The sequence below is a fragment of the Xanthomonas sp. 3498 genome (assembly GCF_014199795.1).
Lineage (GTDB): Bacteria > Pseudomonadota > Gammaproteobacteria > Xanthomonadales > Xanthomonadaceae > Xanthomonas_A > Xanthomonas_A rydalmerensis.
The window spans coordinates 866,407-889,998 of the sequence record NZ_JACHOH010000002.1; the positions used below are offsets into that span (position 1 = coordinate 866,407).

15 protein-coding genes are annotated in these 23,592 nt (G+C 68.2%); 14 read left to right on the forward strand and 1 reads right to left on the reverse strand.

Annotated elements, in window-relative coordinates; genetic code table 11:
- Position 1 precedes the first annotated feature (1 nt).
- The 6 genes from motD (at position 2) to GGR66_RS08910 (ending at position 5,912) form a co-directional block, all read left to right on the forward strand.
- Positions 2-955 carry a flagellar motor protein MotD gene (gene motD / locus GGR66_RS08885; RefSeq protein ID WP_237475346.1) on the forward strand — a complete coding sequence of 318 codons (954 nt, stop codon included), beginning with the start codon at positions 2-4 and terminating at the stop codon, positions 953-955.
- Positions 955-1,737 carry a ParA family protein gene (locus GGR66_RS08890; protein WP_167087706.1) on the forward strand — a complete coding sequence of 261 codons (783 nt, stop codon included), beginning with the start codon at positions 955-957 and terminating at the stop codon, positions 1,735-1,737. The genes motD and GGR66_RS08890 overlap by 1 nt, the downstream gene beginning before the upstream one ends.
- Positions 1,734-3,098 (forward strand): chemotaxis protein CheW, encoded by a 1,365-nt coding sequence (locus tag GGR66_RS08895; RefSeq protein ID WP_184447982.1) that lies wholly within the window; start codon positions 1,734-1,736, stop codon positions 3,096-3,098. The genes GGR66_RS08890 and GGR66_RS08895 overlap by 4 nt, the downstream gene beginning before the upstream one ends.
- Positions 3,099-3,206: 108 nt before the next feature.
- Entirely contained in the window at positions 3,207-3,515 is a 309-nt protein-coding gene (locus GGR66_RS08900) for an STAS domain-containing protein (protein WP_160967807.1), read from the forward strand.
- Positions 3,512-3,877 carry a response regulator gene (locus tag GGR66_RS08905; protein ID WP_010341778.1) on the forward strand — a complete coding sequence of 122 codons (366 nt, stop codon included), beginning with the start codon at positions 3,512-3,514 and terminating at the stop codon, positions 3,875-3,877. Before GGR66_RS08900 ends, GGR66_RS08905 begins: the two co-directional genes overlap by 4 nt.
- 31 nt (positions 3,878-3,908) lie before the next feature.
- On the forward strand, positions 3,909-5,912 hold the full coding sequence (locus GGR66_RS08910) for a chemotaxis protein CheA (RefSeq protein WP_184447983.1): 2,004 nt from the start codon (positions 3,909-3,911) through the stop codon (positions 5,910-5,912).
- 78 nt (positions 5,913-5,990) lie between these two features.
- Here the strand turns inward: GGR66_RS08910 and GGR66_RS08915 are convergent, their stop codons facing one another.
- Positions 5,991-6,464: a hypothetical protein gene (locus GGR66_RS08915; protein WP_184447984.1), complete on the reverse strand. Its 474-nt coding sequence runs from the start codon at positions 6,462-6,464 to the stop codon at positions 5,991-5,993.
- On the opposite strand from GGR66_RS08915, the gene GGR66_RS08920 reads away from it, so the two are divergent.
- The 8 genes from GGR66_RS08920 (at position 6,457) to GGR66_RS08955 (ending at position 23,316) form a co-directional block, all read left to right on the forward strand.
- Complete coding sequence (locus GGR66_RS08920) at positions 6,457-7,008, forward strand: hypothetical protein (RefSeq protein ID WP_184447985.1); 552 nt, start codon at positions 6,457-6,459, stop codon at positions 7,006-7,008. The two genes, GGR66_RS08915 and GGR66_RS08920, sit on opposite strands and share 8 nt — an antisense overlap.
- A 57-nt stretch (positions 7,009-7,065) precedes the next feature.
- Positions 7,066-9,318, forward strand: a complete 2,253-nt coding sequence (locus GGR66_RS08925; protein WP_184447986.1) for a methyl-accepting chemotaxis protein — start codon at positions 7,066-7,068, stop codon at positions 9,316-9,318.
- Positions 9,319-9,451: 133 nt separating this feature from the next.
- Positions 9,452-11,719 (forward strand): methyl-accepting chemotaxis protein, encoded by a 2,268-nt coding sequence (locus GGR66_RS08930; RefSeq protein ID WP_184447987.1) that lies wholly within the window; start codon positions 9,452-9,454, stop codon positions 11,717-11,719.
- A gap of 466 nt (positions 11,720-12,185) precedes the next feature.
- Complete coding sequence (locus GGR66_RS08935) at positions 12,186-14,438, forward strand: methyl-accepting chemotaxis protein (protein WP_184447988.1); 2,253 nt, start codon at positions 12,186-12,188, stop codon at positions 14,436-14,438.
- A 360-nt stretch (positions 14,439-14,798) separates the two neighbouring features.
- Positions 14,799-17,447: a methyl-accepting chemotaxis protein gene (locus tag GGR66_RS08940; RefSeq protein ID WP_184447989.1), complete on the forward strand. Its 2,649-nt coding sequence runs from the start codon at positions 14,799-14,801 to the stop codon at positions 17,445-17,447.
- A 236-nt stretch (positions 17,448-17,683) separates the two neighbouring features.
- Positions 17,684-18,445 carry a transporter gene (locus GGR66_RS08945; RefSeq protein WP_184447990.1) on the forward strand — a complete coding sequence of 254 codons (762 nt, stop codon included), beginning with the start codon at positions 17,684-17,686 and terminating at the stop codon, positions 18,443-18,445.
- A 13-nt stretch (positions 18,446-18,458) separates the two neighbouring features.
- Positions 18,459-20,828 (forward strand): methyl-accepting chemotaxis protein, encoded by a 2,370-nt coding sequence (locus tag GGR66_RS08950; RefSeq protein ID WP_184447991.1) that lies wholly within the window; start codon positions 18,459-18,461, stop codon positions 20,826-20,828.
- 238 nt (positions 20,829-21,066) lie between these two features.
- Complete coding sequence (locus tag GGR66_RS08955; protein ID WP_184447992.1) at positions 21,067-23,316, forward strand: methyl-accepting chemotaxis protein; 2,250 nt, start codon at positions 21,067-21,069, stop codon at positions 23,314-23,316.
- Positions 23,317-23,592: the final 276 nt, after the last annotated feature.

Below are 23,592 nucleotides of genomic sequence, written 5' to 3' on the forward strand. Positions count from 1 at the left end.
GTTGCCAATGGCCCGCAAGCACTCCCACGACGAGCACGCCAACCACGAGGCATGGGCCATCCCCTATGCCGACCTGATGACGTTGCTGCTCGCCTTCTTCGTGGTGATGTACGCGCTGTCCACGATCAACGAAGCCAAGTACCGGGTGATGGCCGACGCGATGAGCGCCGCGTTCGGCGGCACCCCCAAGACCCTGCGCCCGGTGCAGGTCGGCGACCAGGCCTTGCAGGGCCAGGGCGGCGAGCGCCCGACCCCGATCAAGTCCAGCCCGGCGCTGACCCTGCCCGATCCCAACCGCCTGCCCTCCGGCAATGCGCAGCGCGGCGACGACCTGCGCGACGCGCAGCAGTTGCGCCGCGCGCAACGCCAGCTCGACAGCATCGCCGACCGTCTCGGCGCCGCGCTGGCGCCGCTGATCCAGAAGAAGCTGATCACCGTGCGCCGCGCCGGGCTGTGGATCGAAGTGGAGATCAACAGCGACATCCTGTTCGGCTCCGGCTCGGCCGCGCTGGACCAGAGCGCGCGCGCCACCCTGGCGGAACTGGCGCAGGTGCTGGCCGGCGTGCCCAACGGGGTGCGCGTGGAGGGCTACACCGACAACACCCCGATCGCCACCTTGCAGTTCCCGTCGAACTGGGAACTGTCGGCGGCGCGCGCGGCCAGCGTGGTCCACCTGTTCGCCGACCAGGGCCTGCAGCCCTCGCGGCTGTCGATGATCGGCTACGGCCAGTTCCGCCCGCGCGCCAGCAACGACACGCCGGCCGGCCGCAACGCCAACCGCCGCGTGGTGCTGGTGATCCTGGCCGATTCCGGCGACAGCAGCGATCCGACGCCGTCGGCCCCCGACCGTTTGAGCGCCGGCGCCGCGCCGGCCACTTCGACACCCCCCGCCGCGGCGGCCGCCGGCAATGCCGGCGGTTCCCGCGCAGTACCTGCCATTGAAGGAGTCAACTGATGCGCATCTGGGCGATCGCCAACCAGAAAGGTGGCGTGGGCAAGACCACCACCACGCTCGCCATGGGCCGTGGGCTGGCCATGCTCGGACACCGCGTGCTGATGCTCGATCTCGATCCGCACGCCTCGCTGACCCGGGCCTTCGACGTGCCGCAGGAACCGCAGCCGCCGGGCGTGCTGGACCTGTTCGGGACCCCGCCGGGCGAACTGGCCGCGCTGGCCCGCGACACCGCGGTCGAGCGCCTGAGCTTCGTCTGCGGGCAGACCGCGCTGGCCACGCTGGAACGGCGTAGCGCCAACCAGCCCGGTTTGGGCCTGGCGCTGCAGCAGGCCATGGCCCGCCATGCCGGCCAGCACGACTACATCCTGCTCGACTGCCCGCCGACCCTGGGCCTTCTGATGATCAATGCGCTGGCCGCGGCCGACCGCGTGATCATCCCGACCCAGGCCGAGCCGCTGGCCCTGCACGGCCTGGCCAGCATGGTCCGCACCGTGGACATGGTCGAACGCTCGCGGCGCCGGCCGCTGCCCGCCTCGATCCTGCCGACCCTGTTCGACAAGCGCACCCGCGCCGGCAACGAGACCCTGCGACAGATGCAGGACAGCTACGGCGAACGGGTGTGGGAAGACGCGATCCCGGTCGATACCAAGATCTGCAACGTCAAGGCGCTGACCGTGGCCGGCGCGGCGGGCGACTACCCCGGCCGCGGTCTGGCCGCCTACCGCCGCGCGCTGGAATGGCTGCTGGCCAGCGACGCGACGCCGATGGAGCAAGCCGCATGAGCACCCCCGGCATCATCGACGATTACCTGGAAGGCCTGCTCCACGACGTGATCGCCGAGGAGCAGAAGGCACCGCCAGCGAACCCCGCGCCGGTCGCGGTCGCCGACGTGGACGCGGACGCCGAGATCCCGGCACTCGCCACCGCTGGCCCGACGCCCGAACAGATCGCCGCCGCGGTCCTGGCCGAAGCCGACTCCGATCCAGCCCTTGCGGGCATCATGTCCCAGCAGGCGCTCGCGCCCGCTCCGGCGGGTCCGACGCCCGAACAGATCGCCGCCGCGGTCCTGGCCGAAGCCGACTCCGATCCAGCCCTGGCCGGCATCATGTCGCAGCAAGCACTCGCGCCCGCGCCGGCGGGTCCGACGCCCGAAGAGATCGCCGCCGCGGTCCTGGCCGAAGCCGATTCCGATCCGGCCCTGGCCGGCATCATGTCGCAGCAGGCGCTCGCGCCCGCGCCGGCCGGCCCGACGCCCGAACAGATCGCCGCCGCGGTCCTGGCCGAAGCCGATTCCGATCCGGCCCTGGCCGGCATCATGTCCCAGCAGGCACTCGCACCCGCGCTGGCCGGTCCGACGCCCGAAGAGATCGCCGCCGCGGTCCTGGCCGAAGCCGATTCCGATCCGGCCCTGGCCGGCATCATGTCGCAGCAGGCACCCGTTGCCGCGCTCACGCCGGCCGAGCAGGCCGAGCGCCAGGCCGACCTGGACGTGGTCGCGGCGATGGAGCGGCAACGCGCCACAACGCCGCGCAATCTCGCCGCCGAAGACGATGCCGCCGCCGCGCGTGCGGTCCAGCGCCCGCCGATGGCGGTGCCGCCGGAACGGCGCGCAGAAGCCAGCCGCGCACAGGCGGCCGGAGCGAAGCTGCCGCCGAATCTGCAGGCCTTCATGGCGCCGAGCGTGCCGCACGGCTCGGCCATCGCCCCCGAGCGCTTGGCCGAGCGCAGCACCCGCTGGCTGCGCCTGCGCTGCGGCGAGCAGGCCTACGCACTGGAACTGCTGAAGGTGCAGGAAGTGGTGCTGCCGGTGCCGCTGCTGGCGCTGCGTGGCACGCCACCGGCGATGCTGGGCATCATGAACCTGCGCGGCCAGGTGGTGCCGGTGATCGACCTGGGCCTGCACCTGGGCGCGGCGCCGATCGAGATGGACATGCTGACCCGGGTGGTGGTGCTGGAAGAGAACGGCGAGACCCTGGGCCTGCGCGTGTCCGCGGTGGAAGACGTGGCCAGCCTGCGCGACCAGCAGATCGAACCGCCGGACAACGCCCGCATCTGCCGCATTTCCAACCATCTGTTCCGCGGCGTGGCGCGTCTGGCGCAACAGCCGATGATCCTGCTCGACGCCGAGCAACTGCTGCACTGAGCGATGCGGCGGGCGGCAACTGGGAACGGTGCCGCACTTTCCAACCGCCGCTAAAGCTTTTCAGGCCACGGCCGTTATCTGCCATAGAACCATTGGTGCGGAGTAATGATGAGCACAGTCCCTCTTGGCGAGGATCTCGGCATCGAGACCAGCGCCGACCTGAAACAACGCCTGACCGCGTTCCTTGCGGCGGACGACGTGCTGCGTCTGGACGCCGGCGAAGTGCGCCGCATCCATACCGCGTCCGTCCAGGTGCTGTGCGCATTCGTCGACGCCCGTCGCAAGGATGGCAAGCGCACCGAATTCGAGGCCTGCAACGCCACCTTTCGCGACGCGGCACGCCTGCTAGGGGTCAGCGAATCGCTGGGCCTTCCTGCAACCCCTGACAATCTGAAATCTGTGGAGAACGCGGCATGAGCGCACGTATCTTGGTAGTGGACGATTCGGCGTCGATGCGCCAGATGGTCTCCTTCGCCCTCACCTCGGCCGGCTTTGCCGTCGAAGAAGCAGAAGACGGCGCGGTCGCGCTGGGCCGCGCCAAGGGCCAGCGCTTCAACGCGGTGGTGACCGACGTCAACATGCCGAACATGGACGGCATCACCCTGATCCGCGAGCTGCGGCAGCTGCCGGACTACAAGTTCACCCCGATGCTGATGCTGACCACCGAGTCGGCGGCGGAGAAGAAGTCCGAGGGCAAGGCTGCCGGTGCCACCGGCTGGCTGGTCAAGCCGTTCAATCCCGAACAGCTGATCGCCACCGTCCAGAAAGTCCTGGGCTGATCCCTCTCCTCCTTTTCCGGATTCCCGCCCCATGAGCATGGACCTGCAACGTTTCCACGCCACCTTCTTCGAGGAAAGCCGCGAAGGGCTGGATGCGATGGAAGCCGGATTGCTGTCGTTGGAAGAAGGCAATCGCGACCCCGAGACCATCAACTCGGTGTTCCGCGCCGCGCACTCGATCAAGGGCGGCGCCGCCACCTTCGGCTTCGAAGCGATGGCCGGCCTCACCCACGTGCTGGAGACGCTGCTCGACGAGCTGCGCGCCGGCAAGCGCGAGGTCGAGGCGCACGCGATCGACGCCATCCTCGGCTCGGTGGACGTGCTGCGCGCCCTGCTGCGCGAAGCCGAACACGGCGTCCCGGCCGATCCGGCCGCGGTCAAGGCCGTGCACGAACGCCTGCAGCACGCCTTGAACGGCGGCCCCGCCGCGCCGGCCGCCGCCACCCCGGCGGCGAACCAGCCGGCCGAGCCGGAAGCCTGGCAGATCGGCTTCACCCCGGCGCCGTCGCTGTTCATGAGCGGCAACGATCCGCTGCGCATCATCCGCGAACTCGAACACCTCGGCCCGCTGCAGGTCGCCTGCCGCAGCACGCGCATGCCCGGCTTCGCCGAACTCGATCCGCTCGAGGCCTACCTGGCCTGGGATCTGGGCCTGGTCGGCAAGATTCCGCGCAGCGCGATCGAAGACACCTTCGCCTGGGTCATCGACGACTGCGAACTGGAGATCCGCCCGGTGCCGCCGCCGAGCCTGGCCACCGCGCCGGCACCGGTGCTGACCGCGCCACCGACCGCCGCCACCGCAGCGCCCGCCGCCGCCGTGGCCGCGAATGCGCCGGCCGGCAACGCCGCCGCCGCGCACGAAGCGGAAAGCTCGATCCGCGTCAGCGTCGACAAGGTCGATGCGCTGATCAACCTGGTCGGCGAACTGGTCATCACCCAGGCCATGCTCAAGCAGGTCTCCACCGGCCTGGACCAGGCCGTGGCCGAACGCCTGTTCGCCGGCCTGGACCTGCTGGAACGCAATACCCGCGACCTGCAAGAGGCTGTGATCGGCGTGCGCATGCTGCCGGTGGACGCGGTGTTCCGCCGCTTCCCGCGCCTGGTCCGCGACCTGTCCAGCCGCCTCGGCAAGCAGGTGCGCCTGCGCACGATTGGCGAGGGCACCGAGCTGGACAAGGGCCTGATCGAAAAGATCGCCGATCCGCTCGTGCACCTGGTGCGCAACTCGATCGATCACGGCCTGGAACTGCCGGAGGCGCGCCGCGCCGCCGGCAAGGACGAGACCGGCACCATCACCCTGGCCGCGTCGCACCAGGGCGGCCACATCGTCATCGAAGTCAGCGACGACGGCGCCGGCCTCAACCGCAACCGCATCCTGGCCAAGGCCGCTGAGCGTGGCATTGCCGTGCCGGACAACCCGAGCGATGCGCAGGTCTGGGACCTGATCTTCGCCCCGGGCTTCTCCACCGCCGATGCGGTCACCGACCTGTCCGGCCGTGGCGTCGGCATGGACGTGGTCCGCCGCAACATCCAGGGCCTGGGCGGCGAAGTCCAGTTGGAAAGCGAATCCGGCCGCGGCACCCGCGTGCTGATCCGCCTGCCGCTGACCCTGGCGATCCTCGACGGCATGACCGTGGCGGTCGCCGGCGAGACCCTGATCCTGCCGCTGGCCTACGTCATCGAAGCGCTGCAGCCGAAGGCCGACGACATCCGCACCATGGCCGGCGAAGGCCGGGTGCTGCGGGTCCGCGGCGAATACCTGCCGATCCTCTCGCTCAGCGACTCCTACGGCTTCGGCCGCATCGAGCAGAGCGAAGAACCGCTGGTGGTGGTGGTGGAGGCCGACGGGCAGAAGCTGGCGCTGGAAGTGGACGAGTTGATCGGCCAGCAGCAGGTGGTGGTCAAGAACATCGAGAACAACTACCGGCGCATCAGCGGCATCTCCGGCGCGACCATCCTCGGCGACGGCCGCGTCGCCCTGATCGTGGACATCGGCGGCCTGGTCCGCTCGCTGCGGGTACAGCAGGCGGCCTGACCGCCCCACCCTCCCGCGTCACGCCACAGACGAGCCCCGGCAGCGATGCCGGGGCTTTTGCGTTGTGGGCGCTGCGGATCACGGATCGCCTCGACGCCCACCTGCCGAGGCGCTCGTCGCGCCGCCCGTGCATCGCTCCAGCACAGTGATCGACGTCCGCATCAGCGTCAGGCCCACCGCCGTCGCGCGTTCCATGGAGGAACAGGCCACGCAATTGCAGGACGCAGTGGCGGTGTTCAAGTTGGACGCACTGCCCGAAATTGCATCGATCGCCATCGCGCCGGCAACCCGCCCTGCCCCACGCAGCGTGCGCTCCGCGTAGTCGCGCACGTCAGGACCGGCACCGGGCACGGCGCGGTCCGTTGCGCTTGCCCGGGCTGGCAGGCGTTCCGAGTGCTCACCGAGCGGCCGTGCATGCATCGCACGGCCGCTCGACGCGCATGCCGCCGATGCGCATGACACTTGCGCCAGCTTCCTCAATGCCGAGTACGGCAAGGCGCCGGATGCTTCAAACAAGCAGCGTCGGCTTACCGGCAGTGCCAGGATGAACACGCCGTCCTACGGCGCCTGCGACGCTAAAGAATCCTGTGCTCCCGTCGATACCAGGTTGAGCGCACGCTTTTTGTCTACATCGGTGCGTGCCGGCATGGCCTGGGGAGGTCGGCCGGCGCTTCAGGGGGGATCGATCGGTGCACATTGCCGGTCGCTGAAGTCGAACGAACGGGGAAAGGACGCCGCCCTGACGGCTGATCTTTTTGCGCATGCCCTTGGCACGCGCGCGGACTCGACTTGCATTTTTTTGCCAGACGTTTCGTCAGGTTGCATCACACCCCGGATTCCCGGCGCATCGCAAGACGCGTCGTTTCTTCCTTCGTACACGGGGCCCACCATGCATGCGCTCTCGCGACAGCAAGACGCATCCACCGAGACGACCCATGGACGCCATCGGCGATTCCAGGTGCAGATCGGGCATGGCAACGCCATGGCCACCGTCGCGATTGCGGCGCTTTCGCACGACCTGCCTGCGCGTCGTCAGTCATCACGCCATGTGACTACCGCCGCCTCCAGCGCAGGCCGTCCGCGTCTGCCCGAGTAAACCGCCGACGCCGCATCCCTATGCGCCGACCTGCCTTTCTGCCCCTTGGAGATTGAAATGACCCGTTTTCTGCAACGCTACAACGTCGGTGTCCGCCTATCGGCGGCCTTCGGCCTGCTGATTCTTCTTTCGGTGGTCCTGGTGATCATCGGGCTGTCCGGCATGGCCGAGGCGCGCAAGCACCTGGACATGATCGTGCTGGACCGCATGGCGAAGATCGAATTCAGCAACCAGATGCTCGACGCCAATTCCTCCGTGCTGGTGGCGCTGAGCACCTACACCACCTCCAGCAACCCGGCGATGCGCCAAGCGGCGCTGGACACCTTCAACCGCCAGCGCGAACGTTACGCCACAGCCCGCGCGAAGATCGACACGCTGTCCAGCACCGCCGCAGGCCGCGCCATCCGCGCCGACATGGACGCCAAGCGTGCCGCCGCGAAGAAGATCAACGACGCCATCGTCGCGCTGGGCGAGAAGGGCGAGAACGCCCAGGCGGTGGAGATGCTGAACCAGCAAGCACTGCCGGCGACGTTGGCGTGGCAGAGCAAGATCCGCGAGTTCTCCGATCGGCAGAAGTCGCAGGCCGCCGCCGGCTACCAGGCCGCGCTGGATTCGATGCACCGTGGCCGCATGCTGTTGATCGGCGGCACCGTGCTGGCGCTGGTGCTCAGCGTCTTGCTGGCGCTGACCATCACCCGCAGCCTGACCACACCGCTGCGCCTGGCCACGCGTACCGCCGAGGCCATCGCCAATGGCCACATGGACAATGCCGTGCGCACCGAGGCGCGCGACGAAACCGGCCGCCTGTTGAACGCCATGGGGCGCATGCAGCAGCAGTTGCAGGCGGTGCTCGCCGCGCAGGCGGAGATGGCGCAGCGCCACGACGCCGGCCAGATCAGCTACCGCATGGACGAAAGCACCTTCCCCGGCGACTACGGACGCATGGTCCGCGACAGCAATGCGCAGGCCGCCGCGCACATCGCCGTGACCGAGCGGCTAGCGCAGATCATGGGCCGCTACGCCATCGGCGACCTGTCCGAGGACATGGAGCGACTGCCCGGCGAAAAGGCGCATCTCACCGAGACGATGGACACGGTCAAGCACAACCTGACCGCGATGAATAACGAGATCAAGCACCTGGCCGGCGCGGCCGCGGCCGGTGACTTCAGCATGCGCGGCGACACCGAGCGCTTCCAGTACGACTTCCGCCTGATGGTCGACAGCCTCAATCAGTTGATGGCCACCGCCGACGGCAATCTGCAGGCGCTGTCGTCCCTGCTGCGCTCCATCGCCGCCGGCGACCTGACCGCGCGCATGCACGGCGATTTCCAGGGCGTGTTCGCCACCATGCGCGACGACGCCAACGCCACCACCGAGCAGTTGGCCGCCATCGTCGCGCGCATCCAGACCGCTGCGGTCAGCATCAATGCGGCCGCCAGCGAGATCGCCACCGGCAACGACGACCTGTCGCGACGCACCGAGCAGCAGGCCGCCAGCCTGGAGGAGACCGCCGCGTCGATGGAGGAACTGACCTCCACCGTGAAGCAGAACGCCGAACACGCGCGCCAGGCCAATCAGCTCTCCGCGGGCGCGGCCTCGGTGGCCTCGCAGGGCGGTGCGGTGGTCGGCCAGGTGGTCGACACCATGAGCGGCATCGAGGCCTCCTCGCGCAAGATCGCCGACATCATCTCGGTGATCGATGGCATCGCCTTCCAGACCAACATCCTGGCGCTCAACGCGGCGGTGGAAGCGGCACGCGCCGGCGATCAGGGTCGCGGTTTCGCCGTCGTCGCTACCGAAGTGCGCACCCTCGCCCAGCGCTCGGCCAACGCCGCCAAGGAGATCAAGACCTTGATCGACGACTCGGTCAGCCGCGTCACCCAGGGTTCGGCGCTGGTCGACCAGGCCGGCCGGACCATGACCGAGATCGTGACCTCGGTACAGCGCGTCACCGACATCATGGGCGAGATCGCCGCCGCCTCGCAGGAGCAGTCCGCCGGCATCGAGCAAGTGAATCAGACCGTGATGCAGATGGACGAGACCACCCAGCAGAACGCCGCGCTGGTGGAGGAAGCCACCGCCGCCGCACGCTCGATGGAAGAACAGGCCGGACACCTGCGCGACTCGGTGGCGGTGTTCAAGCTGGACACGTCCCATCCCATCACGCAAGCCGCCACCGTCGTCCCGGCGCGGACCGCCCGCCCTGCTCCGCGCAGCGCGCCGGTCGCGCCGTCACGCAAGCCGCGACCGGCACCGGTACGTTCCGCCGTGCTCGCCCAGGCCACCGCCAGCGACTGGCAGGAGTTCTGATCGCCACGCGCCATATTCATACGGCCGCTCCCGCGCGGCCGCCGCGATGCCGCAGTTGCTCCATGCGCTGCATGGCATCCCACGCACGCCGCTACAAATCAGTGCGTAGCACCCGCTTTTCGAGGAGATTGATGTGATCGGTTTTTTGCAACGCTACAACGTCGGTGTTCGCCTCTCGGCCGCATTCGGCCTTTTCATCCTGCTTTCCGTTCTGCTGGTACTAGTTGGTCTCTGGGGCATGTCCGATGCACGCAAGCAGATGGACAAGATCGTGCTCGATCGAATGATGAAGATCGAGTTCAGCAACCAGATGCTGGATGCCAACTCATCCGTGCTGATTGCACTCAGCACTTTCACCACCTCTGATGACCCGGCTGTACGGCAGCGGGCGCTGGAGCAGTTCAAATCACAGCGCGAAAACTACGCCAACGCCCGCGCCAAGATCGACACCATGTCGATGGCGGCCGCTGGCAACGCAATACGCAAGCAGATTGATGAAAAACGTGCTATTGCCAAGGACATCAACGACCAAATCGTAGCCTTGGGTACGAACGACGACACCACCACCAAGGCGCTGAAGTTGTTGAACGCGTCAGCGACTCCTGCCACGCTGGCCTGGCAGGACGCGATCCGCACCTTCGCCAACCGCCAGAAAGATCAGGCCGCAAAGGCCTACCAGGCCGCCTTGTCGTCGATGCAAAGCAGCCAAATACTGTTGATCACCGGAGCCTTGCTGACGCTGGCACTGAGCGGCCTGCTGGCGTTCGCCATCACCCGCAGCCTGACCACGCCGCTGCGCCTGGCCACGCGGACCGCCGAGGCGATCGCCAATGGCCGCATGGACAATGCCGTGCGCACGGAGGCCCGCGACGAAACCGGCCGCCTGTTGCACGCCATGGGCCGCATGCAGCAGCAGTTGCAGGCGGTGCTCGCCGCGCAGGCGGAGATGGCGCAGCGCCACGACGCCGGCCAGATCAGCTATCGCATGGACGAAAGCACCTTCCCCGGCGACTACGGGCGCATGGTCCGCGACAGCAACACGCTGGCCGCCGCGCACATCGCCGTGACCGAGCGCCTGGCGCAGATCATGGGCCGCTACGCCATCGGCGACCTGTCCGAGGACATGGACCGCCTGCCGGGCGAAAAGGCGCGGCTGACCGAGACGATGGACACGGTCAAGCACAACCTGACCGCCATGAACAGCGAGATCAAGCACCTGGCCGGCGCCGCGGCGGCCGGCGACTTCAGCGTGCGCGGCGACACCGAGCGCTTCCAGTACGACTTCCGCCTGATGGTCGACAGCCTCAATCAGTTGATGGCCACCGCCGACGGCAATCTGCAGGCGCTGTCGTCCCTGCTGCGCTCCATCGCCGCCGGCGACCTGACCGCGCGCATGCACGGCGATTTCCAGGGCGTATTCGCCACCATGCGCGACGATGCCAACGCCACCACCGAGCAATTGGCGGCGATCGTCGCGCGCATCCAGACCGCCGCGGTCAGCATCAATGCCGCCGCCAGCGAGATCGCCACCGGCAACGACGACCTGTCGCGCCGCACCGAGCAGCAGGCGGCGAGCCTGGAAGAGACCGCCGCCTCGATGGAGGAACTGACCTCCACGGTCAAGCAGAACGCCGAACACGCGCGCCAGGCCAATCAGCTCTCCGCGGGTGCGGCCTCGGTGGCCTCGCAAGGCGGCGACGTGGTCGGCCAGGTCGTGCAGACCATGAGCGGGATCGAGGCGTCGTCCAAGAAGATCGGCGACATCATCTCGGTGATCGACGGCATCGCCTTCCAGACCAACATCCTGGCGCTCAACGCCGCGGTGGAAGCCGCCCGCGCCGGCGAACAGGGCCGCGGCTTTGCGGTGGTCGCCAGCGAAGTGCGCACGCTCGCCCAGCGTTCGTCGAATGCGGCCAAGGAAATCAAGGATCTGATCGACGACTCGGTCAGCCGCGTCGCCCAGGGCTCGGCCCTGGTCGATCAGGCCGGCCGGACCATGACCGAGATCGTGACCTCGGTGCAGCGCGTCACCGACATCATGGGCGAGATCTCGGCCGCCTCGCAGGAGCAATCGGCCGGCATCGAGCAGGTCAACCAGACCGTGATGCAGATGGACGAGACCACCCAGCAGAACGCCGCCCTGGTCGAGGAAGCCACCGCCGCGGCACGGTCGATGGAAGACCAGGCCGGGCAGCTGAGCCAGGCCGTGGCCCTGTTCAAGATCGACCAGCAAGCGCCGGCGGTGACCCGCCGCGCGTCCGCCCCGAAGCCGGCGGTCGTCGCCAGCGCCGGCGCACAGCGACCGGTCAAGGCGTCTCCCCCGCGCGCGGCCGCCCACCGGCCGACCGCCACGGGCAACGTCGCCGTTGCGGCCGGCGCTACCGATTGGCAGGAGTTCTGATCGCGCGCTACCGACGCGTCCAGACACCTGCATGACATCGAGCCCGGGAGCGTCAGCTCCCGGGCTTTTTTCGACCGGCTTGGCCCGGTCGCGAGGGAATCGGCGGCGTCAACGATCCTCGGAACGAGAAGCGCATCCCTGCTTGCGTGAAGCAACCGTGAAAACAAGCTAAATACGCGCCATCGGCGCTTAAAGAACCCAGGCGCGATGCCGATACGGAAGTTGCGCACACAAATTGTCTACAAATTTGAACAAAATTTGCAGCGACGCCATTAAAGCAAGGCAACTGCAATTGGAGTGCATGTTTCAATCCGTAAAACCTATTGATTTCAATAAAACTATCAATTGGATGATTTTGATTCACAGCCGAAATAGATAAGGCAGCGCCCAACGCCTCCGCGGACATCGACTCAGGCACGGGGTACGCCATCCCCAACGCTCCACTCTTTCCACCAGGAATACGACGATGACGCTCAAGAACCTCAGTCTCTCCGCCAGGCTCGCGCTCAGTTTTGCCGTGATCGTGCTGATCACTGTGATCATCGGCTCGATCAGCCTGAGCAGCCTGTCCTCGCTCAATACGGCCGCCGACATGAACGACCACACCTACAAGGTGCTGGCGACCGGCGACATGATGGAAGTCGATGCGCTCAACGTCGAGACCGGCGCGCGCGGCTATCTGCTGTCGGGCAACCAAGACCACTTGCAGCCCTACACCGCGGGCCTGGCCAGTTTCGACAAGAACTTCGCCGAGGCCAAGCGCCTGACTGCGGACAACCCGCGCCAGCAGGCGCGGCTCGAGAAGCTGCATGCGTCGTTCGACGATCTGGTCGGCGTGGAAAAGCAGATCACCGCCTTGCGCGCGCAGTCCGACGATACGGCGCAGGTCGCCGCCGAGTTCAAGCAGGCCCGCGACCGCAAGGCGATGCAATCGATCCGCAGCCTGCTCGGTGAGTTCACCGACGAGGAGCGCGGACTGCTCGCCAAGCGCAGCGAAACCCTGAACACGGTGCGCGCGCAGAACAAGTGGGCCGTGCTGCTGGGCAATCTGCTGGTGATCGTGGCCGCGATCGGCATGGCGATCGTGATCCGCCGCCAGTTGCTCAAGCGCTTGGGCACGGCGATCGACGTGGCCGACGCCATCGCCCGCGGCAAGCTCGACAACGCGATCGACCTGCGCAGCAAGGACGAGGCCGGCGTGCTGCTGACGAGCATGGACAAGATGCAGAGCCAGTTGCAGGCAGTGCTCGCCGCGCAGACCGAGATGGCCCAGCGCCACGACGCCGGCCAGATCAGCTTCCGCATGGACGAGAGCGCCTTCCCCGGCGACTACGGCCGCATGGTCCGCGACAGCAATGCCCTGTCCGCCTCGCACATCGCGGTGAAGCTGCGCCTGGCGCAGATCATGGGCCGCTACGCCATCGGCGACCTGTCCGACGACATGGACCGGCTGCCCGGCGAAAAGGCCGTCCTCACCGAGACCATGGACAAGGTCAAGCTCAACCTGACCGCGATGAACAGCGAGATCAAGCACCTGGCCGGTGCAGCGGCCGCAGGCGACTTCAGCGTGCGCGGCGACACCGAACGCTTCCAGTACGACTTCCGGCTGATGGTCGAGAGCCTCAACCAGCTGATGGCCACCGCCGATGGCAACCTGCAGGCGCTGTCGGGCCTGTTGCAGTCGATCGCCGCCGGTGACCTGACCGCACGCATGCACGGCGATTTCCAGGGCGTGTTCGCCACCATGCGCGACGACGCCAATGCCACCGCCGAGCAGTTGGCGGCCATCGTCGCGCGCATCCAGACCGCCGCGGTCAGCATCAACGGTGCCGCCAGCGAGATTGCCGCCGGCAACGACGACCTGTCGCGCCGCACCGAGCAGCAAGCCGCCAGCCTGGAAGAAACCGCCGCGTCGATGGAAGAACTGACCTCCACGGTCAAGCAGAACGCCGAGCACGCCCGCCAGGCCAACCAACTGGCTGCCGGCGCCGCCTCGGTCGCCTCGCAGGGCGGCGATGTGGTCGGCCAGGTCGTCGAGACCATGAGCGGCATCCAAGCCTCCTCGAAGAAGATCGGCGACATCATCTCGGTGATCGACGGCATCGCCTTCCAGACCAATATCCTGGCGCTCAACGCCGCAGTCGAAGCCGCACGCGCCGGCGAACAGGGCCGCGGCTTCGCGGTGGTGGCCAGCGAAGTGCGTACCCTCGCCCAGCGCTCGGCCAATGCCGCCAAGGAGATCAAGGGCCTGATCGACGACTCGGTCAGCCGCGTCGCCACCGGTTCGGCCCTGGTCGACCAGGCCGGCAAGACCATGCACGAGATCGTCGCCTCCGTGCAGCGCGTCACCGACATCATGGGCGAGATCGCCGCCGCCTCGCAGGAGCAGTCCGCCGGCATCGAGCAGGTCAACCAGACCGTCACGCAGATGGACGAGACCACCCAGCAGAACGCCGCCCTGGTGGAAGAAGCCACCGCCGCGGCGCGTTCCATGGAAGACCAGGCAGGGCAGTTAAGCCAGGCCGTGGCCGTGTTCAAGATCGATGCCAGCAGCAGCCACGCCGGCCAGCCGGCCATCGCCAGCGCAGCGAGCGCACCGGTCCGCGCGGTCGCTCGGTCGGCCGCCAAGCCGGCGGCCAAGCCCGCCGCGCGCCCGGTGCGGCCATCGGCCCGGCCGATCGCGGTCGCGGCCGGCGACGACAGCTGGCAGGAGTTCTGAGCGCGCATCCCTGCCGCTCGTCTCGCACCAATGGCCCCGGGAGCGGATCGCTCCCGGGGCTTTTTATTGCCGCCATGCTTCGCCGCCTGGCCGCCGCCCGGCCGCCACACGGTGCGCCACCAAGGCGCGCCTTCCCCTCCCCGCGGCATGCGCCGCGGTAGACGGCGGGTCCGGATCCGACGTCGCCATCCGCGCGGATGCGCCCGCCCGGCGCGGCACACCACAGGCACCGACTACATTTCTGGGACGCGGTGCCGATAACGGCACTATCGCGCATGCTCCCTGCCTGGCTTGTCCGAAAGCAAGACGCTTTCCGAGGCGATGGCGCGATCTCTCCATCCTCCCATCGAGACGACCGCGATGCCCACGACGTCCTCCACACGCCCGAGCAGTGTCGCCACCCGCCTGATGCTGGGCGTGGCCGCGATCGCCCTGCTGTGCTTCGGCATTACCGCCGCCATCATCTACGCCCGCAGCAGTTCCGCCCTGCTCGCCTCCGCCAAGGTCGGCATGACCGACACCGCGCGCCTGGAATCCGAGCGCATCGGCAACACCATCGGCGCCTCCGCCGTCTCCAACCAGGCGCTGGCCAATGCCCTGCTCGCCCAGCGCGGCCAGGACACGGCGCGCGACCTGTTCAGCGAGAGCCTGCGCCGCGAACTGCAGCAGCACCCCGACTGGACCGGCATCGGCACGCTTTGGGAACCGCAGGCGCTGGACGGCAAGGACGCGGACTACGCCAACAGCGCCGGCCACGACGCCAGCGGCCGCTACATGGTGTACTGGTCCTGGCAGAACGGGAAACTCGTGCGCGATCCGCTGCACGACTACGAGGTGGCCGGCGCCGGCGACTGGTATCTGAATCCGCGCAAGCTGCTGCGGCCCACCGTCGCCGAACCCTACGATTACGAGATCGCCGGCAAGAAGGTGCTGATGACCACGGTGAGTACGCCGATCCTGGAAGACGGCAAGTTCCTGGGCGTGGTCACCACCGATTTCGGCCTGGCCGCGCTGCAGCAGCGCGTCGCCAAGCTGCGTCCGCTCGGCGCCGGCCGCGTGCGCCTGCTCTCGCCCGGCGGCGCCATCGTCGCCGACCGCGATCCCGCGCTGGTCGGCAAGAAACTGCAGGATCCGGCCACCCGCGCCTTGCTGGCCGACATCGCCCAGGGCAAGACCGTCGGCCGCGACAGCGTCGATCCGCAGACCGGCGCCACCGACGTGGAAGTGTACGTGCCGCTGCAGATCGGCCAGGCCCAGGAGCGCTTCGCGCTGGGCGTGGCGGTGCCGAAGGCGGTGCTGATGGCGCAGGCGCGCAACCTGCTGTGGACCATCGCCGCGGTCGGCCTGTGCGCCGCGCTGCTGCTCAGCGGCGGCCTCTACCTGCTGCTGCGGCGGCTGGTGGTCACGCCCTTGGCCAGCGCAGTGGAGGTGTCCAGCGCGGTCGCCGCCGGGCGACTGGACAGCCGCATCCAGTATGCGCGCAACGACGAACTGGGCCAGTTGCTGGGATCGCTGCAGCGCATGCAGCAGCAGCTGCGCGCGGTGCTCGACGCACAGAAGGAAATGGCCGAGCGCCACGATGCCGGCCAGATCAGCTACCGCATGGACGAGAGCGCCTTCCCCGGCGACTACGGGCGCATGGTTCGCGACAGCAATGCACTGGCCGCCTCGCACATCGCGGTCAAGCTGCGCCTGGCGCAGATCATGGGCCGCTACGCCATCGGCGACCTGTCCGAGGACATGGACCGCCTGCCCGGCGAGAAGGCCGTGCTCACCGAGACGATGGACACGGCCAAGCGCAACCTGACCGCGATGAACACCGAGATCAAGCACCTGGCCGGCGCCGCCGCGGCCGGCGACTTCAGCGTGCGCGGTGACGCCGAACGCTTCCAGTACGACTTCCGCTTGATGGTCGAGAGCCTCAACCAGTTGATGGCCACCGCCGACGGCAATCTGCAGGCGCTGTCCAGGCTATTGAAGGCCATCGCCGCGGGCGACCTGACCGCGCGCATGCATGGCGACTTCCAGGGCGTGTTCGCGACCATGCGCGACGACGCCAATGCCACCACCGAACAACTGGCGGCGATCGTCGCGCGCATCCAGACCGCCGCAGTCAGCATCAACGGCGCCGCGGCCGAGATCGCCGCCGGCAACGACGACCTGTCGCGCCGGACCGAACAACAGGCCGCCAGCCTGGAAGAAACCGCGGCCTCGATGGAGGAGCTGACCTCCACCGTCAAGCAGAACGCCGAGCACGCCCGCCAGGCCAACCAGCTCGCCACCGGCGCCGCCTCGGTCGCCTCGCAGGGCGGCAGACTGGCCAGCGAGGTCTCGGAGAAGATGCACGGCATCGAGACCTCCTCGAAGAGGATCGCCGACATCATTTCGGTGATCGACGGCATCGCCTTCCAGACCAACATCCTGGCGCTCAACGCCGCGGTGGAAGCGGCGCGCGCCGGCGAACAGGGCCGCGGCTTCGCCGTCGTGGCCAGCGAAGTGCGCACCCTCGCCCAGCGTTCGTCGAACGCGGCGAAGGAGATCAAGACCCTGATCGACGATTCGGTCGAGCGCGTCGCCGAAGGCGTGGCGCTGGTCGATCAGGCCGGCAGCACGATGCAGGAGATCGTGGCCTCGGTGCAGCGCGTCACCGACATCATGGGCGAGATTTCCGCGGCCTCGCAGGAGCAGTCCGCCGGCATCGAGCAGGTCAACCAGACCATCACCCAGATGGACGAGGCCACCCAGCAGAACGCCGCGCTGGTCGAGGAAGCCACCGCCGCGGCGCGCTCGATGGAAGACCAGGCCGGCCAGCTCAATCAGGCCGTGGCCCTGTTCAAGCTCGAGACCAGCACCGGGGTGGCGATCGCTGCGCCGGCGCCCGCGCGCCGCCCTGCGTCGCCCGCGCCGGCCACAGCGGCGGCCACGCCGCGGCGGCCGGCCACGGCGCCGTTGCGGGCGGTCCCGCGCGCGACCGCGTCGACCGACGATGGGCAGTGGCAGGAGTTCTGAGCCGCACCTCGACCCACTCCCCCGAGCGCCTTGCGCGCTTCGCGGTCCGGCCGCCTGGCTCCTGGTCGCGGCGGCCGCAGAGCGCTTAGCGCGTCACGCTCGTAAAGAAAGTGTATTCAGGGTCGATATAGAAAGCGGAACTGCCATGCCATGGGCGCCGCGACAGGCGTGCCCCGGCGCCGGCCGCATTGCGCCCGGCCCCACGGTTCCGACCGAACCGCCAATGGGAGCCGCACATGAAGCTACGCGTCATCGCCAGTTGTCTGACCTTGTGCGGCCTCGCCGGCCTGGCGCACGCCGAGGTCGAACCGATCGCCACCGATCGCCCCGACTTCGTCGAATCCAGCCTCACCGTCGGCGACCGGCGCCTGCAGGTGGAAACCAGCGTGGCCTGGGAACGCGATGGCGATGTCGATGGCTACACCACACCGACCCTGTTCCGCTACGGCATCGGCCCGACCTGGGAACTACGCGTGGAGACCGATGGCTGGCAGACGGTCGACGTCCCGGTCGGCGACGATGTCTCCGGCTTTTCCGACATTTCGCTCGGGCTCAAGCATCACCTTGCCAGCGAGATCGGCGGCGCCTCGCTGGCCTGGCTGCTGCACGTGGACCTGCCCAGCGGCGCACGCGACGTGCGCGGCAGCGGCGCCCGCCCCTCGTTCCGCCTGGTGGCCGAATGGGAACTCAGCGACAGCGTTTCGCTGGGGATGATGCCCGGCGTGATCCGCGACGAAGGCGACGGCGGGCATCGCTACACCGCCGGCATCTTCGGCGTGGTGCTGGGCAAGGCCTGGACCGACCGCAGCCGCTCGTTCGTGGAGTTGGCGCTACCGCAGATCGCCCATGCCGACGACGGCGGCACCATCGCCCTGCTCGACGTCGGCTCGGCCTGGCTGCTCAGCCAGGACGTGCAATTGGACGTGGTGTACAGCCGCGGCCTCAACGACCGTTCGCCGGACCACGCGCTCGGCGCGGGCCTGTCCTTCCGTTTCTGATCGGGCCACACCGATGAAAATCATGCATATGCTCGGGATCCTGGTGCTGGTGGCGGTGCTCGCCCTGCTCGCCCTGGGCGGGGTCGGCTACACCGCGCAGCAAGGGCTGCTGCGCTCGGTCGCGGCACAGGTCACCTCCTCGGACGCGCTGCGCAACCACATGCAGGCCGACATGATGCACGACGCCCTGCGCGGCGACGTCACCGCCGCCTTGCTGGCGGCGGCACGGCAGGATGCGGACGGGGTCAAGGCCGCGCGCGCCTCGCTGGGGGAACACGCCGGCGAATTCCGCAAGGCGCTGGACGACAACCAGAAGCTGCCGCTGGACGGCGCCTTACGCGCGCAACTGGATGCCGCCGGGCCTGCACTGCAGCGCTACATCGCCGCCGCCGACAAGGTGGTGACGCTGGCCGAGACCCAGGGCGACAGCAGCGCCGCCTATGCCGATTTCACCGCGCAGTTCGCGCGGCTGGAAACCGAGATGGACACGATCAGCGACCGCATCCTGGCGCTGAACGAGCAGAGTCGCACCGCCGCCGAACAGCAGAGCCAGCGCGCCACCTGGCAGCAGACCGGCGCGGTGCTGCTCGCCGTGTTGTGCCTGGGCGCCGCCGCGGCATGGATCCTGCGCTCGGTCGCGCAGTTGCTCGGCGGCGAGCCGCGGGTGGCGATGGACGCCGCCCAGCACATCGCCGAAGGCCGCCTGGACCAGCCCATCCCGGTCGCGGCCAGGCACGGCCGCAGCCTGATGGCGGCGCTGGCGCGGATGCAGCGCGAACTGCGCGAGCGCATCGAACGCGAGCGCAGCGTCGCCGCCGAGAACCTGCGCATCCGCACCGCGCTGGACAACGCGTCCACCGGCATGTACATCGCCGATCCCGACCTGACCATCATCTACGCCAATACCGCGCTGCAGACCTTGCTGCAGACCCACGCCGAGGACATCCGCGCCTGCGCGCCGGCATTCGACCGCGCCGCGTCGCTGTTGGGCCAGTCGGTGACGTTGCTGGAAGTCGGCAATGCGCAGGACGCGGAGATCTACCAGCGGCTGGACCGGCAGGGCGCGGCGCAGCGCGAGGTGCGCTATCGCGAGGTCTGCATCGCGCAGGAGATCTCCGCCATCCGCAACGCCGAGGGCGCCCACATGGGCTTCGTCTGCGAATGGCGCGATCGCACCGCCGAGACCCGGGTGGAAGCGGAAGTGGCCGCGGTGGTACGCAGCGCCGCCGCCGGCGACCTGTCGCAGCGCATCGACCGCACCGGCAAGCAGGGCTTCTTCCTGATGCTGGCGCAGCAGCTCAACGGCTTGCTCGACGCCAACGCGATCAGCATCGCCGAGGTCTCGCGGCTGCTCAGCGCGCTGGCCGATGGCGACCTCGGCGCGCGCATGCACGGCGACTTCCACGGCATCTTCGCCACCATGCGCGACGACGCCAACGGCACCGCCGAGCGCCTGGCCGATATCGTCGGCCGCATCCAGCGCGCCGCCGGCGACATCCACAGCGCCGCCACCGAGATCGCCCAGGGCAACAGCGACCTGTCGCAGCGCACCGAGCAGCAGGCCGCCAGCCTGGAAGAAACCGCCGCCTCGATGGAAGAGCTGACCGCCACGGTCAAGCAGAACGCCGAGCATGCGCGCCAGGCCAACCAGCTCGCCGCCGGCGCCGCCGCGGTCGCCTCGCAAGGCGGCGCGGTGGTCGGCCAGGTGGTCGACACCATGAGCGGCATCGAGACGGCTTCGAAGAAGATCGCCGACATCATCTCGGTGATCGACGGCATCGCCTTCCAGACCAACATCCTGGCCCTCAACGCCGCGGTGGAAGCCGCACGTGCCGGCGAACAGGGCCGCGGTTTCGCCGTGGTCGCCAGCGAGGTGCGGGTGCTCGCGCAACGCTCGGCCAGCGCCGCCAAGGAGATCAAGGGCCTGATCGACGACTCGGTCGACCGGGTCGCCACCGGCGCGGAACTGGTGCAGCGCGCAGGCCAGACCATGCAGGAGATCGTGGCCTCGGTGGGCCGGGTGACCGACATCATGAGCGAGATCTCCTCCGCCTCGCAGGAGCAGTCCGCCGGCATCGAGCAGGTCAACCGCACGGTGACGCAGATGGACGAGAGTACCCAGCAGAATGCCGCGCTGGTCGAGGAAGCCACTGCCGCGGCACGGTCGATGGAGGACCAGGCGGCGCAACTGAGCGACGCGGTGGCGGTGTTCCGGCTGGAACAGCAGGCCACGCGCAGCGCGGCGCCCGCGACGGCGTCCGTCGCGGCAGCGGCGCCGGCACAGGCGACGGCGACGGCGACCACAGTCAGGCACGCGCCGCAGGCGAATGCCCAGGTGATCGCCGACGCGATCGGCACGCAATGGCAGCCGCTGTCCGCGTAGGGAACTGAATTAGACAGCGTCGGGAATCGTCTTACGACCAACGACGTATCGAGTATTGCGCCGTCACGCCGATATTACATTCGGGTGACGGCGGATCATGTTGTACAGCAAGGCAATGGTTTTTCCTCTCTTCGCTTTCTGACTGCCACGCCCACCACTCCGGTCGCACAGATGCCACCGGAACCCGTAGGGAAAAGGACCTGGACGTCCCAGGGACATCGTCAACGAAGAGGTCGGCATGAATTCCTTTCTGCAACGCTACAACGTGGGACGCCGGCTCGGTGGCGCCTTCGGCCTGCTGATCCTGCTGTCCTGCCTGCTGGTCGCCGCCGGCACGGTCTCCATGTCGCGCGCCCAGACCGAGCTGGATCAGATCGTCAAGAAGAACGTCGAGAAGACCCGCATCAGCAACGACATGCTCGACGCCAACAACAAGATCCTTGGCGCGCTCGGGACGCTGGCGATGGTGACCAGCGACGCACTCAACCAGCAGGCACTGGCCGAGGTCAAGAACAACCGTCAGCGCTACACCGAATTGCGCGCCGAGCTGGACAAGTTTCCTCCGTCCGCGAAAGGCAAAGTGCTGCGTGCCAAGATCGACGCGGCACGGGCGACAGCGCGCGCATTGAACGACCAGGTCATTGCGCTCTCGCTGGCAGATCGCAACGACGAAGCGCAAGCGCTGCTGATCAACCGCTCGCGCCCTGCCACCCTGGCCTGGAACGGCTACATCCGCGAGAACGTGGACCTGCAGAACGAGCAATTGCAGGCCGCCTACGCCAAGGCGACGCAGGCCATCACCAATGGCCGCAATCTGCTGATCGCCGGCGGCATCATGGTACTGCTGGCCAGCAGCCTGCTGGGGTGGACGATCACCCGCAGCTTGACCCAGCCGCTGAACCGTGCCACCCGCGCCGCCGAGGCCATCGCAAGCGGGCGGCTGGACAACGACGTCGCCACCGACATGCGCGACGAACCGGGGCGGTTGCTGAATGCCATGCACGCCATGCAGACGCAATTGCGTAACTTGCTCCAGGCACAGGAAGAGATGGCGCGCCGCCACGAGCTCGGCGAGATCAGCTACCGCATGGACGAGGGCGCGTTCATGGGCGACTACGCACGCATGGTCCGCGACGCCAACAAGATGGTCGCCGATCACATCGCGGTGAAAATGCAGACCGTCCACCTGATCGAACGCTACGCGATCGGCGACCTTTCCCAGGACATGCCGCAGCTGCCCGGCGAGAAGGCCATCATCACCACGGCGATGGCTGCAGTGAAGGGCAATCTGATGCGCATGAGTGGGGAGATCAACCAACTCGCTGCCGCGGCCCTGGCCGGCAATTTCGCCGCGCGCGGAGACACGGTGCACTTCCAGTACGATTTCCGCGCCATCGTCGAGAGCCTCAATCAACTGATGGCCACCGCCGACGGCAACCTGCAGGCGTTGTCGCGGATGCTGCAATCCATCGCCGCCGGCGATCTGACCGCACGCATGCATGGCGACTTCCACGGCGTGTTCGCCAGAATGCGCGACGATGCCAATACCACCGCCGAACAGTTGGCCGCGATCGTCGGCCGCATCCAGACCGCGGCGGTGAGCATCAATGCCGCCGCCACCGAGATCGCCGCCGGCAACGACGACCTGTCGCGCCGCACCGAGCAGCAGGCCGCCAGTCTGGAAGAGACCGCCGCGTCGATGGAAGAACTGACCTCCACGGTCAAGCAGAACGCCGAACACGCCCGCCAGGCCAACCAGTTGGCGGTGGGTGCGGCCTCGGTGGCTTCGCAAGGCGGTAACGTGGTCGGCCAGGTGGTCGAAACCATGAGCGGTATCCAGGCCTCGTCGAAGAAGATCGCCGACATCATCAGCGTCATCGATGGCATCGCCTTCCAGACCAACATCCTCGCGCTGAACGCGGCGGTGGAAGCCGCCCGTGCCGGCGACCAGGGCCGCGGCTTCGCCGTGGTCGCCACCGAAGTGCGTACCCTGGCGCAGCGCTCGGCCGGCGCCGCCAAGGAAATCAAGGGCCTGATCGACGATTCGGTCACGCGCGTGGCCGAAGGTTCGGTGCTGGTCGACCAGGCAGGCCGGACCATGAGCGAGATCGTTGCCTCGGTGCAACGCGTCACCGACATCATGGGCGAGATCTCCTCCGCATCGCAGGAGCAATCGTCGGGCATCGAACAGGTCAACCAGACCGTGATGCAGATGGACGAGACCACCCAGCAGAACGCCGCGCTGGTGGAGGAAGCCACCGCCGCGGCACGCGCGATGGAGGAGCAGGCTGGCCAGCTCACCAGCACGGTGGCGTTGTTCAAGATCGACAACACCGGCGTCGCTGTGGCCGGCGTGCGCGCTGCACCGGCATCGGTACCCATTGTTGCGGCCAAGCCGGCGCATGCCGCCAAGACGACGGCGCGTCCATTGCGGCAGCCAGCCAAGCGCGTCGCCATCGCGGGCGGCGGGGACTGGCAGGAGTTCTGATCGGTTCGGTCGGTCGTCGGGCTGCCAGCCTGGCGACCGGCCTCGGCGCCATGCGGTGTAGTTCGACCCGCGCGCCTCAAGGGCAAGATGCAGCCTTTCTCATTACACAGCAGTGGATGTCGGAACAACGTCGGATTTCCCCCATCCCGCCAGGTGCAATGTAGCCGGCAGACAGCTTCCTAACCGACCGCCAACGATTCGGTGAGAATTGCTCAACTTCTCACCGACACGTCGATATTGAGGGTGCGGCAAGGCACCGCCACGACGCGTCGCAAC